The sequence below is a fragment of the Microbulbifer maximicatervae (SeqCode) genome, assembly GCF_052466985.1.
The window spans coordinates 2,630,569-2,645,650 of the sequence record NZ_CP174298.1 but is presented as its reverse complement, the minus strand read 5'-3'; the positions used below and the strand labels follow the sequence as shown (position 1 = coordinate 2,645,650).

Here is a 15,082-nt window from a genome sequence, read left to right as displayed (position 1 = left end):
GTCCCATGTCCACTCAAATGATTTTTGATTATGTGATCGTAGGTGCCGGCTCCGCCGGTTGTGTTTTAGCAAATCGGCTCAGTGCCGAAGAGCAGAATCGAGTTTGTCTTCTGGAGGCGGGTCCTAAAGATCGGAGCCCCTTGATCTCCATCCCTGTGGGTATTGGCGAGTTACTGCCGGGTACTCGCTATAACCTACACCACCATACCACGCCACAAAAGCACCTGAATGACAGGAAATTGTTTTGGCCGAGGGGCAGGACCCTTGGGGGTAGTAGCTCTATCAATGCCATGGTTTATATCCGTGGTAATAGCGATGACTACGATGCCTGGGAAGCAGAGGGTAATCCCGGTTGGGGCTGGAAGGGTTTGTTGCCTTACTTCTTAATGTCGGAAGGCAATGAACGGGGTACTGATGCGCACCACAGTGGCTACGGCCCTCTGTCGGTCTCGGATTTAAAGTGGAAAACCCGATCGGGCCATGCTTTTTTACGCGCAGCTGAGTCCCTGGGACACCGGCCGAATAATGATTTTAATGGCAGCCAGCAAAATGGCGTGGGTTTTTACCAAGTAACCCAACGGCGCGGACGCCGCTGCTCTGCGGCTACAGCTTATCTGCACCCAGTTTCCAGCCGCTCTAACCTACATGTTCGTACCAACAGCCAGGTGGCGAGGATTATTCTCAGGGGAGAGAAAGCGACCGGCGTCGAATTGCTTGATGGCACTAAAATCCTGGCGAACAAGGAAGTGATTTTAAGTGCCGGTGCTATCCAGTCGCCACAGCTATTAATGCTGTCTGGTATTGGAGATCAGGACCAATTGCGTAAATCTGGAGTGACTTCGCAAGCGCACCTTCCCGGTGTTGGAAAAAACCTACAGGACCACCTGGATATCATACAAGTAGTGGAAGCCTCTGAAGCGGTTAGCTTTTCCGAGGCACTGTGGCCGAAGCTTCTCACCGCAATGCGCCTGCCAGAACTGATCTTTTTAAATAAAGGGCCCTTAACCAGCAATGTGGCCGAGGCAGGGGGCTTTGCCAGTTCCAGTCTGGCGGGGGGTAACCCGGATATTCAGTTCCACATGACGGCAGTTCCAACTTTCCAGCATGGGTTTAATAAGCGCACCTGCTACGGTTACTCCCTTCACGCCTGTGCCCTGAGGCCTAAGAGTCGCGGTGAGATCACTTTGGACTCCACCGATCCACGCAAACTGCCCAGAATTGAACCCAACTACCTGAGTGAGCCCGAGGATCTGCAGGTAATGGTGGAGGCATTTGAAATGGCACAGGATATCCTCGCCCAGGAGGAACTGAGTCGCTACAAGAAAAAGTCTTTGCGTCCAGAGCAGAAGTTGAGTGATAGAGAGTCAATCATCCACTATATTCGCCAGCATGCAGAATCCATCTACCATCCGATAGGTACCTGTCGCATGGGGAGTGATGAATTGGCTGTAGTGGACAGCGAGCTAAAAGTACACGGTGTGGATGGACTGAGGGTTGTGGACGCCTCCATAATGCCCACCCTGATCAGTGGCAATACCAATGCGCCTGTGATCGCTATTGCGGAGAAGGCGGCAGATTTGATTATGCAGCGGTCTTCGCGCTCGTTTGTAAAAGAGAATAGACACACTCAGGAAGTTGAATGATTTGGCAATGCCCGCTTTGTGCTGCCCCCTTAACTTTAGGAAAAGATACTTGGCACTGTACCAACCGACATAGTTTTGATCGCGCGCGTGAGGGCTACGTCAATTTGTTGCCCGTTTATCGCAAGCGCCGCAAAGATCCCGGTGACTCTTCGGAGATGCTTCACGCGCGGCGGCGCTTTCTTCACGCCGGTTACTATCGGCCCCTGGTTGATAGTATCTCGGCACTCTTGCCTTACAAGCCTGGCCGCCGTTTACTGGATATCGGTTGTGGTGAGGGGTATTACCTGCGGGAGCTTGAGTCCGCTGGCTGGCATGGTCACGGCCTTGCCGGTATCGACATTTCAAAATCCGGCGTGCGAATGGCGGCCAAGCGCGACAGTGGCGCTCAGTTTGTGGTTGCCAGCAATGTAAATTTGCCGGTGGTCTCGGAGTCGGTGGATAACCTGCTGAAGATCTTTGCCCCAGCCCCCGATCATGAAATGGAACGGGTAATCAAAACCGGTGGCCATTTGGTAGACGTATCCCCTGGCCCCGATCACTTGTGGTCACTAAAGAAGTACCTCTATAAAGAGCCGCGTAAACATCCCGCACCCAAAGTGATTGAGAAGTTGACCCCGGAAGTCGATATGCGTTGCTGTTTCCCTTTCGTATTGAAGGGCAAGCAGGCCATTGCAGATTTTCTCGCTATGACGCCTTTTGCCTGGAAGGGCAACCGTGAAGAACGGCAGAAACTCGAAGAGCGCGACAGCCTGGAGCTGGAGGCGGACTTTGTTATTCGTCGTTTTATTAAACATAAATAACAGGCATTTGCTAGGTAGAAGTAATAGAGCAGCGTTATGGCGACTCCCAGAGACTTTGGATTTATGCGGCGAGCCCTGGAGCTTGCACAACTCGCTGCTGAGCGCGGTGAAGTACCGGTGGGTGCGGTTTTGGTCCAGGATGGAAAAATCATAGGGGAGGGCAGTAATCGCCCGATTGGGAATTGTGACCCCAGTGCCCATGCGGAAATCGTAGCCCTGCGGCAAGCGGCAGATAAACAACAAAACTACCGCCTGCCAAACACCACTTTATATGTGACGATTGAGCCCTGTACTATGTGCTTTGGCGCAATGGTACATGCGCGGGTAGGGCGGCTGGTATACGGCGCTACCGAACCCCGGGCCGGTGTTGTTGAGAGCCAGCTGGAATTGGCACAAGCCAACTTTTTCAATCACAAGATTACGGTGGAGTCGGGAGTCATGGCGGAAGAGGCAAGCAATTTAGTGCGCGAGTTCTTTCATGATCGACGCTGATCTGGCATTTGCTTTTGTGGTGAATTCAATAGTTGTCGCCACCGTCGTCCTGATTCACCACGAAGTATTGAGTGCCCTTGCCCGGATTGGCCGCTGGATTCCGATCAAGCATAACCTGGCGATTGTCCTGGGGGTGTTTGGCGCTCTGATCGCCCACGTGGCTGAAATATGGCTGTTTGCTTACTGCTACTACTTTATGGTGAATTCGCCTTATTTTGGTACTTTGGTGGGCAACTTTAATGGCAGCCTGTTGGACTGCGCCTATTTCTCATTCACCACTTATACCTCACTGGGTTTTGGTGATATTGAGCCCCTGGGGCATCTGCGTTTTACTGCTGGCCTTGAAGCCCTTACGGGACTGGTGATGATTACCTGGACCGCTTCTTTTATGTTTTTAAAAATGCAGCGTTATTGGGAGAATTGATCATAGGGTTCTTAAGGTTTAATCCGCGCCGTACGCCCTGTGCGCTGTGTGGGTTTTTCTGCTGGATAGAACTCTTTTGAGTGGATCCTTAAATAAAAGTGCCTGCCCACACTGCGCCAGAGTTTTCCGAAAGGGTGCAGCCAATAGAGCCACCGGGCGACTTTCGTGCGGTGGATATTGGATTTAACAATATTGGAGATGTGTTCGTTTTCCCACAGAAGGTGGGGCTCAACGCCATACAGTTTTAGGTCAAATTGCCAGAAGTGATCGAATACCTTGTCGATAGGTTCGAAAATACGGCTGGCATATTTTAAGACTTTCTCCATACCGCGCCGGTTAATCAGATATCCCTGTGCCCCACACCACCCCCGCTCTGGTCGCACTAACTGATGAACACCATCATTCAAGGTTTGCATGACTTTTCGCTTGCGGACCTTAAGTCCCATCAGTCTAATCATCTCGATATTTTCAGGTAGTTGCTCTAACTCCGCTAAGACGCGGCCAAATGAGGGTTCTAACTGTACATCATCTTCCAGAATACAGACCCGGTCCAAGCCGGAGCGGTATGCCCGGCGAATTGCTCTCAAGTGGGCGAGATAGCATCCAATCTCGGAGCTTTTGAGTTCGCACAAGTGGCGCCACCGGGTGACGTTACTCGCGATATGCTCATCATCTTCCAGTTCCGGAATGCCTGAGCGCCCATCAATCCCTTCAATTGTGTTGATATGCAGTCGCTGTATTTTCCCGGCGCTGAGTAATAGGTCAACGTCATCACTGTTTGGTTGCAGAGTGATAATCCAGCAGGGGGTATTGGCGATATAGGGTCGCTGACGGCGGCCGCGCGGGGTAATTGGGCGTCTGGAGCTTAAAGGGAGGCGGCGACGTTGTCTTGTTGGTGGGGAAAGCGGGTTCCGCTTGGGCTTGTGGCTGGTAGCAGCCAGCAGGCCAGGCAAAAATTCCTGAGCTACCACAGTTGCTAGAATGACAGGGCTTTTCCACCAAGAGGCGCTGAAGAAGAGCCGTGCACCACAGGAGCCCCCTGGACGCTTGGAGGTCAGGGCTGAAACACCTTTATTTATACCGTCTGCAGACGGTATAGAAGCGTCATGGGCCATTAACTCCCCTGATCTTATGGTCCTAAGTTAAGTTGCTACGATTGAAGGTTAAGGTTTGACCTGCCAGTCCGAAAAGGATGAGGGAACTTACTACTGGGGTGGAAGGAAAGAATACACCGCTCTCGAGACACGCTGTGAATACATCCCTGTAAGCTCCTAATCGGCATCCATGCCTTATAGGGTCCCAAGCGCGGTGTATTCTTTCCTTCTCCCTTTTTAGTAATTGTGAGAGGTGTCTTGTAGAGGTGCCAAGGTGGAGTTGGCTCAATAAGGACTGTGGATGAACTCAGGCTTTATAAAAATGGCGTTGATCCTGGGGCTTTTGAGCTCTGTGGGTCCTATGGCCATTGATATGTATCTGCCTGCATTACCGGCCATGACAAAGGCCCTCGACACTTCAACCCAGGTCGCGTCCTATACGTTGATGGCTTATTTTATTGCGTTCGGGGTGTGTCAGATTTTTTATGGCCCCGCTTCCGATATGTTTGGCCGCAAACCGCCGCTCTATTTTGGTTTGCTGGTTTTTACTTTCGCATCTATTTGTTGTGCCCTGGCAACCACTATCGAGTGGTTGATTGCCTTTCGCTTCCTACAAGGGGTGGGTGCCGCCTCGGTAATGTCGATTCCCCGAGCAATAATTCGAGATTCTTATACGGGTACTCAAGCAACTCGCCTTCTTACCACAGCAATTCTTGTCCTTTCAATTTCTCCTATGTTGGCGCCATTAATTGGTAGTCTGCTATTAATTTCATTTGGCTGGCGCAGCATATTTTGGGGGATATCCATTGCTACTTTTTTAAGTCTGATACTTGCTATTACAAGCCTTCATGAAACCTTACCAGTGAATAAGCGCATACCATTTAAAATAGGTGCGCTGCTTGAATCTTATTCAATATTACTGCGTGACCCGATCTATATAGGGCTTACTTGTATAGGAGGGTTTGGCTTCGCCAGTGTACTTGCTTTTTTTGCGGCAGCTTCATTCTTATATGCGAATTACTACGGATTGACCCCAACCGAATTTAGCCTAGCTTTTGCTCTGAATGCGCTTAGTTTCTTCCTGTCGAGTCAATTTTCGGCAAATTTCGGTGCCCGTTTAGGGATGGTGAAGCTGGTGAAGTGGGGTGTAGTTGGATTTGTAATAAGCTCGGTGACTATGTATTTAGTGATAGAGGCCGGTTTTGATCATCTCGTACTACTGATATGCATGCTTATCGTATGCAATATGTTTCTCGGTTTGGTTCTTCCGACGGCATTTATTCTTTCCATGGAAAGACATGGCCCTATAGCGGGAACGGCTTCTGCCCTGGCTGGTACTATGCAGTTGTCAATCGGGGCTGTAGCTATCCTGATAACCAGTTTGGTTTTTAATGGAACACCAGGGTCGCTTGCTGGGGTAATTGCGGTGTGTGGAATTTTGGCCTTTGTGGTTTCCTGGTTGGTTTTGCGTAATGTAGTCAGCATCACAGCAGACCAGAGTGATTGAGTAATACCAAAATAAATTAGGGAGCCTCTGAATAACTCTGTGCCGGCATTTCACTCAGCATCGCTAGAGTGATGCTGAGTGAATTCTTGAGTGCTTAAGATTAGTAGGCACCAGCACTGTAGATCAGCTCATAGCTGTGGCTGTAAATTTCCAGAATGTTGCCAAAAGGATCTTCCATATAAATCATACGATAAGGCTTTTCACCGGGGTAGTAATAACGGGGCTCCGGCATACGTTTTTTACCACCGGCCGCCACAATCTTATCCGCCAGTTCTTCCAGGTTGGGGTCTTGCACGCAGAAGTGAAAGATCCCGGTTTTCCAGTATTCAAAGTTATCTTCTGGGTTTTCCTGATTGCTAAACTGGAATAGCTCTACGCCAATCCGATCCCCTGTCGACATGTGGGCGATGCGGAAACTACCCCAATTGGGGCCAAATACGTCGGTGCACATTTCACCGATAGCACTTTTGTCCTCGGTGATATCTGTGGGCTTCATAATCAGGTACCAACCAAGTACCTCGGTGTAAAACTTCACAGCTTCTTCAAGGTTTGGCACTGAAATACCGATATGAGAAAAGGTTCTCGGGTATGCGTTACTCATAGCTGTCTCCTTTGTTGAATGCGGTTAAGTTACAGCTTCTGATTCATTACGTATAATTATCATTTGTAATATTTTTAAGTAGCATTCGTAATGATAAATCCAGTGTGGTTAAGAAGCTTCTGTACTTTAGCTGAAGAGGGGCACTTCACTCGTACGGCGGATCGCTTGCATATGACTCAGTCTGGGGTCAGTCAGCATATACGCAAGTTAGAGGAGCACTTAGGTGTCGCTCTGTTAGTCAGGCAGGGTAAACACTTCACTCTCACGGATGCTGGTGATCGGCTCTACCGGGAAGGGCAGGGGATTATTCAGAAGCTTTCCAGGCTGGGGCAAATTGTTGGTGAAGACCCTCCCCACCATGGGGATGTGCGAGTGATGTGCCCCGGGAGTGTGGGGCTGAAGCTCTACCCCAAGTTGTTGTCCCTGCAGAAAATCCACCAGGGTTTATCGATTAGCTGCCGTTTCGCACCCAACCTGGATGTAGAGAAGGCCATTGCGGAAAACGGTGCTGATATTGGATTAATGACCAGCCCGCCACAAGCAGAGGAGATTGACAGTCGGCCGATCGCCAGTGAAAGGTTATTGCTAGTGACGCCGTCTGAAGTGAAAACCCCTGATTGGGAGTCGCTTTTAGCGCTGGGGTACATAGGCCATCCAGACGGTATACACCATGCGAGTCTATTATTGGGAGCGAACTTCCCACAATTTAGAAGTCTTGAAGCTTTTCAACAAAAAGGGTTTTCCAACCAGATCAGCTTAATACTGGAGCCCGTTAGTATGGGATTGGGTTTCACAGTTTTACCCGCCTATGCGGTAAGTGCATTTCGAAAGCCGAAATTGATTAAGGCACATAGCCTTGAAAATCCCGTTAGTGAGACACTGTATTTGGCGCTTAGGCGCACTCAACTTGTACCCGCCAGAGTCAGGTTTATTATTGGTGAAATGGAGAAATGGCTGTAATCGGGCTCCTAAGTATCAAAAAGCTGAACAGTTTTGGTAAAAATACCGGGTTGTTTCGCTTCCTGCTATTTTTGGCTCTATCACAACTTTCTCTTGTGGGAATAGCTAAAGCTGAGAGTGCTAAGGATGAGCAAGATAAGATACTGATGTTGTTGGCTTATTCTATAGTATTCCAGGACTGGGTCAGACCTACTGATAAAAATAAAAGAGGCCATAATATTGGTGCGGTTTTATTTGATAATGATGCCAGGAAGATAGTCGGGGCCCAACTAAATTCAGTTTTGCGTTGCGATGACAAAACTCAACACGCTGAAGTGCGTTTAATGCAGCAGTGTTTATCAGAGAAATGTCTCGGAGAAAAAAGCCAATATTTGACCAAGGCCAATGTTACGATCTACACATCTTTAGAGCCCTGTATGATGTGTAGCGGAATGATGATTTTTTTGGGCGTTTCAGGTGTTGTATACGGGCAAACTGATCCAGACTATGGTCAAAGCATCGAACGACTTAAGCAAAGCTTTGACAAAAATTGTGGCTATGAACATTCTCAGTGTATCGTAGATAAACCGGGAAATTATTACACTCGCCGTATAACTTCAGAACCATCGAAGCTTTTACAGAAAGAGAAGCTGGATGGGGCTTACTTTAATTATGAATTACTACACGGAGACTATATTGTTAGCTTCCTATTGAGTGACGATGCTAAAGAAATTTATCAGGGAGCTTTTCGGAACTTCAAAAATCTGGATATTAGGCATAAGGAAAATCGGTATATATATCGCCAAGCACTTTCAACCCTAAAACAGCTGGAAAATGGTGAACTGCAGCTGGATTACTGTCCATCCTGGCAGTCGCACCATCACCATCACTAACTATTCGACTATTGGTTTAGTGCTTTTCGAGCATGCTCTGTGAGGTTGATAGTGATCTCTTTAATCAATTTCGATTTTAAATTCCAAACATGCCAGTAAAGAGGAATCTTCAAGTACTGGTCTTCAGCGAGTTTTACCAACTTTCCACTTTTTAGCAGGCTCGCGATCTGAATATCTGGCGCCATTCCCCAACCCAGCCCCAGAGTTAAGAAACTGAGGAAGCTCTTTGAAGAGGGGATTTCATGAGATGGGTACTGACCGGTCTCCACTCCCCAAAACTGTTTAAGGTAACGACTCTGCAATTGATCCTTATAGTTGAACTCCACTGTGGGAGCGTAGTGGAGCTCTTCAACTTTAATCGGGTCTGAAAAAAACTTCTTCTTAAAAGCCTTGGTGCATACCGGGTAATAGGCCATATGACCGAGCAGTACTGATTGGCAGCCCTGGAGGTTACTGGTTGTTGAACTGATACAGCCAATGACTTCACCATTCTTCAGCAGTTCATGGGTAGCGTCCTGATCGTCAACCTTTAGATCCACGAGCAACTGCTGGGATCGAATCAATGGTGTGATGGCGGCTAGGAACCAGGTATCCAAACTATCTGCATTCAGTGCGATACGAACCTTATTCTGGTTGCTATAGCGGGTCTTGCCTCCCTCTGGATCGATATCAGTGAGAAGCTCTTGCTGTAACAAGTGCATTTGCTGGTAGTACCCCAGCACTTTGAGGCCGGCTTCAGTGGGCCGCAAAGGGTTGGAGCGTATCAATAGGGCTTGGCCAACCTGGCTTTCTAAGGCTTTGATTCGTTGGGAAATCGCAGACTGGCTGACATGGAGTAGGGCGGCAGCCTTGTCAAAACTGCGCTCCTCTACGACAAAGGCAAAGGCTTGGAGTTGCTTTAGGTCTAGCATAAGAATTTCTTATGAGGGATCAGTATAATTAAGTTTACTTATTCTAGTTTGACTCTTAATCTCGCGCCACTATTCAGGCCCGCAGCCCTGCGGGCACTTCCAAATTAGAGAATGAAACACAGGAGGCATCGTGTTTTCAGGGTTGTTGCTGGCGCCGCTCGCAAAAGGTTTTTTGACTACCATCAGTTTGATTATGGCGATCGGAGCGCAGAATGCGTTTCTGCTGACGCAGAGTATCCGTCGACAATATCACTTTAGTATCGCGGCTTTATGCGTACTGATGGATATTGCCTTGATTACAGGTGGTGTGTTCCTGGTTGCAAATCTCGCACAAGCGGGTGGCGACTGGATGATCTGGCTGACCTGGCTCGGTGCTGCTTTCCTGTTCTCCTACGGTGCCATGGCTTTCCGTTCGGCCTTCACTAACAAAGGTCTTGGAGAGCAAAAAGAGTGGATGAAATCCCGCCGCTCTGCCTTGATTACCGCAGTAGCCTTAACCCTGCTTAATCCACACGCGTATGTGGACACGGTTGTACTGATTGGCTCTGTAGGGGCGCAGTATGCTGGCAATGGAACCTGGTTTTTTGTGCTGGGGGCATGTAGTGCATCCCTGTTATGGTTCACTCTTCTTTCAGTGGGTGGCAGCATGATGCAGCCGCTATTTAAGAACCCCAGAACCTGGCAGGTACTCGATGTACTGGTGGGCATTATGATGTGGACTATTGCTATCAGCTTGTTGTGGGCGCAGTAGACACTCAATAATGGCTGCTAAAAATAGCTGTAGACTAATAAGTCTACGGCTATTTTTTTGCTTCCAGGCCCCTAACTTATTCCGATAGTTTTCCACACTAACTCCCCCTTAACATTTCCCCTGACCTGTTTAACCCGTCGTTTCGATCGCTCAAAAATCGCCCAAATTGCATGCAGGGCCTCTCCACCAACCAATAAATGGCTGCCGCCAAAGCGAAGCTAAGTAGTGTTACTGCCACAAGTAACGTGGATAGAGAAATACTTGAAAGCCCTTGTCCCCAAGGTTGGCTTATGGCCCAGCTGACGAGAAAGACAACGATTAAATGAAACAGGTAAATGGAATAGCTGATAGTCCCCAAAGCGGCTAAATGTCGTATTGGCTTAGGTGGAAGTAATACAAAAACGAGGAAGATAGCTAAAGCGATGAAATGAGATGATACAAAGCGGAGGGGAGTTTCGCTGATCGACCTACCTAATAAGTGCATGGCCAAAACGAGTAGTGGTATCGAGAAAGTCGAAACCAGGCCCCAAAGCATATAACGATAACCGCGCCTTGTTTCGTAGCAATACCTGAGTAGGGTTCCGCAGAACATAACTGCGATAGCAAAGGGGAGGTAAGTAGTGATGGCGGGAAGCTGGGAAATTGGAGTGGATGATTGCTCTAAAAGTTGCATGCTGACAAATACCGATAGTGCCCCCCAGCACACTAAGAGTAGATATCTGGGATTCCCTAGTAGTCGAAGAGTGAACATCAGTGCGCAGAGACAGTAAAAAAGCAGCTCTGCAGTGAGAGTCCAATATAGAATCTGAACACTTTCAAACCCCATAAGCCCTTGCAGCATTGTGGTATTGGCAAGAATGGTAGATGCAGAGAATGTTCGGTCAGCGAGTAACCATGTAAGTCCGATAATTGCAGTTAGAGATAACCAGTAAGCGGGATACAAGCGGAAGAAGCGACGGATAGCAAAGCTTTTGAGAGTACGGTTAGATGCAAGAAGACTGTGGGGAATGACAAAGCCGGATATTAGGAAAAAGCAAAGTACACCTATCCTGCCAAAATCCAGTTGACTGATAAATTCAGCCAGTGCCGAGCTGTGCTGGGCGATGGATGGGTTGCGGATAAAGACTTCACTACTGTGTTGCCAGACAACCAAAGTTGCAGCAAGCCCCCGTAGTACATCGAGATTAAGAAGGCGTGTGTTCATTGCTAACGACCTATATCCATGGTCAATCCAAGAAGGTATGGGTATGATCTTACCTTGCCTTAGTTGAACACACTATCTGTATTCAGTGTGATTCAATTCAAATCTTCTGGCTTTAATGCATGCAAACCCACTATGGCTTCTCATCCAAGGTAACACTGAAAGGCAAGTTCAACTGATCAGGTAGAGTATTCTCCAGCGTTATAGTTACCCTTTGTCCTTGAGGATGTTTACTACCTGATCAACCTCCGTTTTATTTTCCTCAAGAAGCCTATCTGCTAGAACTTTCAGATTCTTACTTGCTGTGTAGTCAAATGGATCAACATATGGATTAACAAGATCTACATTTAAGTAGTTATATTTTATTGTCCCTTTAGGGCTAAGGGATTGTGCGATTTCCAAGGTGTATACTTGTTGATCATCCATGGATCTCTGTACATTAGATATAAGGTCTTTCACCCAATTAATCCTGCCCCAGTTTTTTAAGTTTCTGTAGTTAGCTTCCATTGTACTTAGTGGAGACGTACCGGCCCCGAGAATCAGCACATAGTAGTTTTTTTCAGGGAACTCTCTAATAATTTCGCGTAAAACAATACTGGCTGGATTATTTGCGTATATACCAGCGTCGGCATAATAGCGCTGATGAATGTCCCGTCCAGTAGTTACGAACTCGACAGGTGGGTATAGGGTTTCCGCGCTAGTTGCCGCTGTTACAAGTTGATACAGTGTGTCTGTGGGTAGTTTACTGACGGCTTCACCACGGTTTTTGAATAGTTGAAGCTGGCCCATATGAATATTGAGAGAAGGGATGATTACGTAGTTCTTCAAGCTCGTAAACTTCAATTTTTCAGTGTAATGCTTTTCCATAGTTTCGCTTAAACGCTCACCGCTAAAGCGAGGAGAGATAAAACCATTAAAGGTTAGTAATTTGTGATACCAGGGTACGGAGAATACGTATCTGCTATCTTGTTTATAAATATCAATAATTTTATCACTTTGGGATTTAAGGTTTTCAATCTCTGGATGATCATCGTCAAATGATTTTTGAGTCACATTGAGACCAGTAGCGATGATAGCGCCAGTGGATACTCCACTAAAAACATCAAACAATTCATCAATAGGCTTGCCGGTCTGCTCTTCGATATGTTGAATGACATAGAGTGGTATCAAACCACGTATTCCACCGCCATCAATAATAAGGATGTTGATAGTATCTTTGTCTTTAAGGGAAGCATTACTTTTGATGAACTCTTTAGCAACAGGGTGGGCATCATACTGAATACTTTGGGTCAGTCGATAATTGTAGACGTACACCAAGCCTAAAAACGCTACGATAACTAATATGGTGAGGGCTGACGCTAGCCGAAATCTCATTGATCTTCCTGAACGCTAAACTCTTAATACAGTGAGTGTGACAAAGCAGATTAGTTTTATTTCTTTGGGTTATTTAAAAGTTACTTAAGGCTGTTTTATTGTCTTGTTTTGGGGGGGAGATAAGGAGTTAAGCAGTGTGAGTGGTTTTAATTGGTAAGAGGGAAGTTCTTAATTTCTATTCTCTTAGCCCCTTATGGAAAATTTCTCTATCTATAAAGCAAAAGCACATAAAGTAATCTGATGACTGAATGCCCGGGTAGTGAACAGTAATTTAATGGAACTCCCTCAAGTTAGTAGCTGAAGGTTGTACATTTCCCTTCGAATTTTATTTTACGGGCTTGATATAAGCATTGGTGGAGCGCTAGACATTATAAGTTGGTCGTTAACTAGGAAACCGTTTAGTCTACTGACTGCTATGTCATATACACAAAGTAACCGCAGGGTTGAATGGTTACAAGTTATCAATGAGCTAGTGACTGGAAACCCGCGAGCTCAGCCAAAATTGATTAGAGCGAAAGAAGCCCACCCCGAAGGGTGGGAAATAGTTTAATGAGCTTGATGTTCTAAAGCGTTTAGGAAAGTTGCAATATCACTTACCTGTTGTGTGCTCAATTTCTGTCCCAATTGGTACCAAGCCATATCGTAAATTGCCTGCTCAATGGTTTCTACACGCCCGTCGTGAAAGTAAGGAGCGCTTCTGCTTACGTCGCGTAACATTGGAACTTTAAATATCATTTTATCGTTTTCAAGGCCTGTAACTTTATAACGACCTAAATCTTCTTGGTGTGGATATTGGTTGACCAGCCCCATCTTCTGGTACATGTTCCCACCCAAGGTTGCACCATTGTGGCATGCTGAACAACCAGTGTTGATAAAGGTTTGCAGGCCCTTTAACTCACTTTTTGTCATAGCCTGATCATCACCATTTATAAAATCATCAAAACGATCATTTGTAATCAGTGTGCGCTCAAACGCAGCTATGGCCTGAGCAATATTGTCGTAAGAGATAGCATTCTCTTTACCAAAGGCGTGTTTGAAACTTTCTTGATATTCGGCAATTTTTGAAATCTTTGCCTCAACAGCCTCTTCTGAAGGCATTCCCATTTCTACAGGGTTTAGAATTGGACCTTTGGCCTGTTCCTTCAGGTCCTCTGCGCGACCATCCCAAAATTGAGCCACCTGGAATCCGGAATTCCAGACCGTTGGAGAGTTTCGATCACCCTTGGTGCCAGGTAAAGCTCCCGGTGATGTCGCTTCATTGTCGACACCCGAGCCGTTGTAGTTCCCTACTTGATGGCAGCTGTTACAGGACTGGCTATCATTGACTGAAAGCCGTTCGTCCATGAACAGTGTTCTTCCAAGCTCAACCATCGCTGGGGTGTCATTCTCACTGCCTGGCATAGTTTCTGAGAGAGTGCCGAACATAATTTTTGATTGTTGACGTAATTGACTTATATCAACTTCGGCCGTTGCCGATACAGTTGTTGATAGCAAGCTTGCTGCCGCTATCAAGCCGCCAATGATTGGAAGCTTGAGATCTCTTTTCGAAAAAATTTTCTTAATCACTTTGGTATCTCTCCCACATCTCAAAAAACAATGACAACTAACCTATTTTTAATCAAAGTTAGGCGGCGCCACTATATAGGGAAGCTCGTTCAGCTGATACCATGTTTTAACAAAAAAAGCCGTGTATTGTTAGAATATCCAGAATCGTTCACAAAATACTTTTTCAGATATTATTCAGAACTCGGCCTATACATTGAGTGCACTGGATTTGCGAGATTGAAGTCTTGCTATTTACCTTTAAAAATTGCAGGGCAATTTCTGAGATGGCGCGGAGGGGTAGGGTTTAGGGGATGCTTATCGATATCTCCAAAGGGAAATGATTCGTATTTCTGCTAGCCGGTTGGTGGTGTAATATCTACTCGAAGATTAAAGACTCATTAACTATCTGAATGTGGTTAATTTTTTAGGTAGGACCTTTAGGTTTTAGGAAGCTTTTAATCTTATTGTTATATCTGGTTAACTTTTATATTGGTCTACGTATTCTAAATAGAGGCGTTTCGCTACCTATCAAGCTGCCGGGCTTAATAAGAATCTCTTCGACTATTCCGCTGCAAGGGCTGGGCAGCTCAATTGTGTAAGTTCCAAAATCGGCAACGAGTATCGTTTGTCCACCGTAAATTGGATAATCAACACCAACCATGACTTCTACTACCTCACCAAGTTCTTTTGGGCGGACTGAGCCGGACAAAGGTTCTTGTTTGTGCGGAATCGAATCAAAAGAGGGTGCGCGTACAATTCCGTCTGTTGGAAAGCGTTCTTCCTTTGGGGATATTCTTTCGCCGCTTTCAATGGAGCTTATATCAAGAGCACCATTTATATAATTAAGTATAAATTTCCACATGTCTTTCTAAGTTACTTTATAATTCTATCTTGCTTTAAAGAGATA

At 46.5% G+C, this 15,082-nt stretch carries 15 protein-coding genes; 8 read left to right on the top strand and 7 right to left on the bottom strand.

Annotated features, from left to right (window positions below):
* Positions 1–5: 5 nt before the first annotated feature.
* From ACJJI3_RS11685 to ACJJI3_RS11670, 4 genes are read left to right on the top strand one after another with little or no spacing between them, the layout of a single operon-like run.
* A complete protein-coding gene (locus ACJJI3_RS11685; protein WP_282933980.1) occupies positions 6–1,643 on the top strand; it encodes a GMC family oxidoreductase in 1,638 nt (545 codons plus the stop codon).
* Positions 1,640–2,443, top strand: a complete 804-nt coding sequence (locus ACJJI3_RS11680) for a putative RNA methyltransferase (RefSeq protein ID WP_444939816.1) — start codon at positions 1,640–1,642, stop codon at positions 2,441–2,443. Before ACJJI3_RS11685 ends, ACJJI3_RS11680 begins: the two co-directional genes overlap by 4 nt.
* A 36-nt stretch (positions 2,444–2,479) precedes the next feature.
* Complete coding sequence (gene tadA, locus ACJJI3_RS11675) at positions 2,480–2,935, top strand: tRNA adenosine(34) deaminase TadA (RefSeq protein ID WP_413664653.1); 456 nt, start codon at positions 2,480–2,482, stop codon at positions 2,933–2,935.
* Positions 2,922–3,359 (top strand): ion channel, encoded by a 438-nt coding sequence (locus tag ACJJI3_RS11670; RefSeq protein WP_192879377.1) that lies wholly within the window; start codon positions 2,922–2,924, stop codon positions 3,357–3,359. The genes tadA and ACJJI3_RS11670 overlap by 14 nt, the downstream gene beginning before the upstream one ends.
* Positions 3,360–3,370: 11 nt before the next feature.
* Here the strand turns inward: ACJJI3_RS11670 and ACJJI3_RS11665 are convergent, their stop codons facing one another.
* Complete coding sequence (locus ACJJI3_RS11665) at positions 3,371–4,474, bottom strand: glycosyltransferase family 25 protein (RefSeq protein ID WP_444939815.1); 1,104 nt, start codon at positions 4,472–4,474, stop codon at positions 3,371–3,373.
* A gap of 280 nt (positions 4,475–4,754) precedes the next feature.
* Here ACJJI3_RS11665 and ACJJI3_RS11660 point away from each other — a divergent pair, with 280 nt between their 5' ends.
* On the top strand, positions 4,755–5,960 hold the full coding sequence (locus ACJJI3_RS11660; protein WP_444939814.1) for a multidrug effflux MFS transporter: 1,206 nt from the start codon (positions 4,755–4,757) through the stop codon (positions 5,958–5,960).
* 100 nt (positions 5,961–6,060) lie between these two features.
* Here the strand turns inward: ACJJI3_RS11660 and ACJJI3_RS11655 are convergent, their stop codons facing one another.
* The gene (locus ACJJI3_RS11655) at positions 6,061–6,561 is read right to left on the bottom strand and encodes a lactoylglutathione lyase family protein (protein WP_444939813.1); all 501 of its coding nucleotides are present in this window, start codon (positions 6,559–6,561) and stop codon (positions 6,061–6,063) included.
* Positions 6,562–6,651: 90 nt separating this feature from the next.
* On the opposite strand from ACJJI3_RS11655, the gene ACJJI3_RS11650 reads away from it, so the two are divergent.
* Together ACJJI3_RS11650 and ACJJI3_RS11645 are read left to right on the top strand one after the other, a co-directional pair.
* On the top strand, positions 6,652–7,521 hold the full coding sequence (locus tag ACJJI3_RS11650; protein ID WP_444939812.1) for a LysR family transcriptional regulator: 870 nt from the start codon (positions 6,652–6,654) through the stop codon (positions 7,519–7,521).
* Positions 7,512–8,393 carry a nucleoside deaminase gene (locus tag ACJJI3_RS11645; protein ID WP_444939811.1) on the top strand — a complete coding sequence of 294 codons (882 nt, stop codon included), beginning with the start codon at positions 7,512–7,514 and terminating at the stop codon, positions 8,391–8,393. The genes ACJJI3_RS11650 and ACJJI3_RS11645 overlap by 10 nt, the downstream gene beginning before the upstream one ends.
* Before the next feature lie 8 nt (positions 8,394–8,401).
* Here the strand turns inward: ACJJI3_RS11645 and ACJJI3_RS11640 are convergent, their stop codons facing one another.
* Positions 8,402–9,304 carry a LysR family transcriptional regulator ArgP gene (locus ACJJI3_RS11640; protein WP_444892969.1) on the bottom strand — a complete coding sequence of 301 codons (903 nt, stop codon included), beginning with the start codon at positions 9,302–9,304 and terminating at the stop codon, positions 8,402–8,404.
* Positions 9,305–9,434: 130 nt separating this feature from the next.
* On the opposite strand from ACJJI3_RS11640, the gene ACJJI3_RS11635 reads away from it, so the two are divergent.
* Positions 9,435–10,055, top strand: coding sequence for a LysE/ArgO family amino acid transporter (locus ACJJI3_RS11635; RefSeq protein WP_282933969.1), 621 nt, complete (start codon positions 9,435–9,437; stop codon positions 10,053–10,055).
* A gap of 97 nt (positions 10,056–10,152) precedes the next feature.
* Here the strand turns inward: ACJJI3_RS11635 and ACJJI3_RS11630 are convergent, their stop codons facing one another.
* The 4 genes from ACJJI3_RS11630 to ACJJI3_RS11615 form a co-directional block, all read right to left on the bottom strand.
* Positions 10,153–11,259 (bottom strand): acyltransferase family protein, encoded by a 1,107-nt coding sequence (locus ACJJI3_RS11630; protein ID WP_444939810.1) that lies wholly within the window; start codon positions 11,257–11,259, stop codon positions 10,153–10,155.
* Positions 11,260–11,463: 204 nt separating this feature from the next.
* Positions 11,464–12,630: a patatin-like phospholipase family protein gene (locus ACJJI3_RS11625; protein WP_444939809.1), complete on the bottom strand. Its 1,167-nt coding sequence runs from the start codon at positions 12,628–12,630 to the stop codon at positions 11,464–11,466.
* A gap of 546 nt (positions 12,631–13,176) precedes the next feature.
* Positions 13,177–14,196, bottom strand: a complete 1,020-nt coding sequence (locus ACJJI3_RS11620; RefSeq protein ID WP_444939808.1) for a cytochrome-c peroxidase — start codon at positions 14,194–14,196, stop codon at positions 13,177–13,179.
* Positions 14,197–14,659: 463 nt separating this feature from the next.
* Complete coding sequence (locus ACJJI3_RS11615; RefSeq protein ID WP_444939807.1) at positions 14,660–15,037, bottom strand: biotin/lipoyl attachment domain-containing protein; 378 nt, start codon at positions 15,035–15,037, stop codon at positions 14,660–14,662.
* Positions 15,038–15,082: the final 45 nt, after the last annotated feature.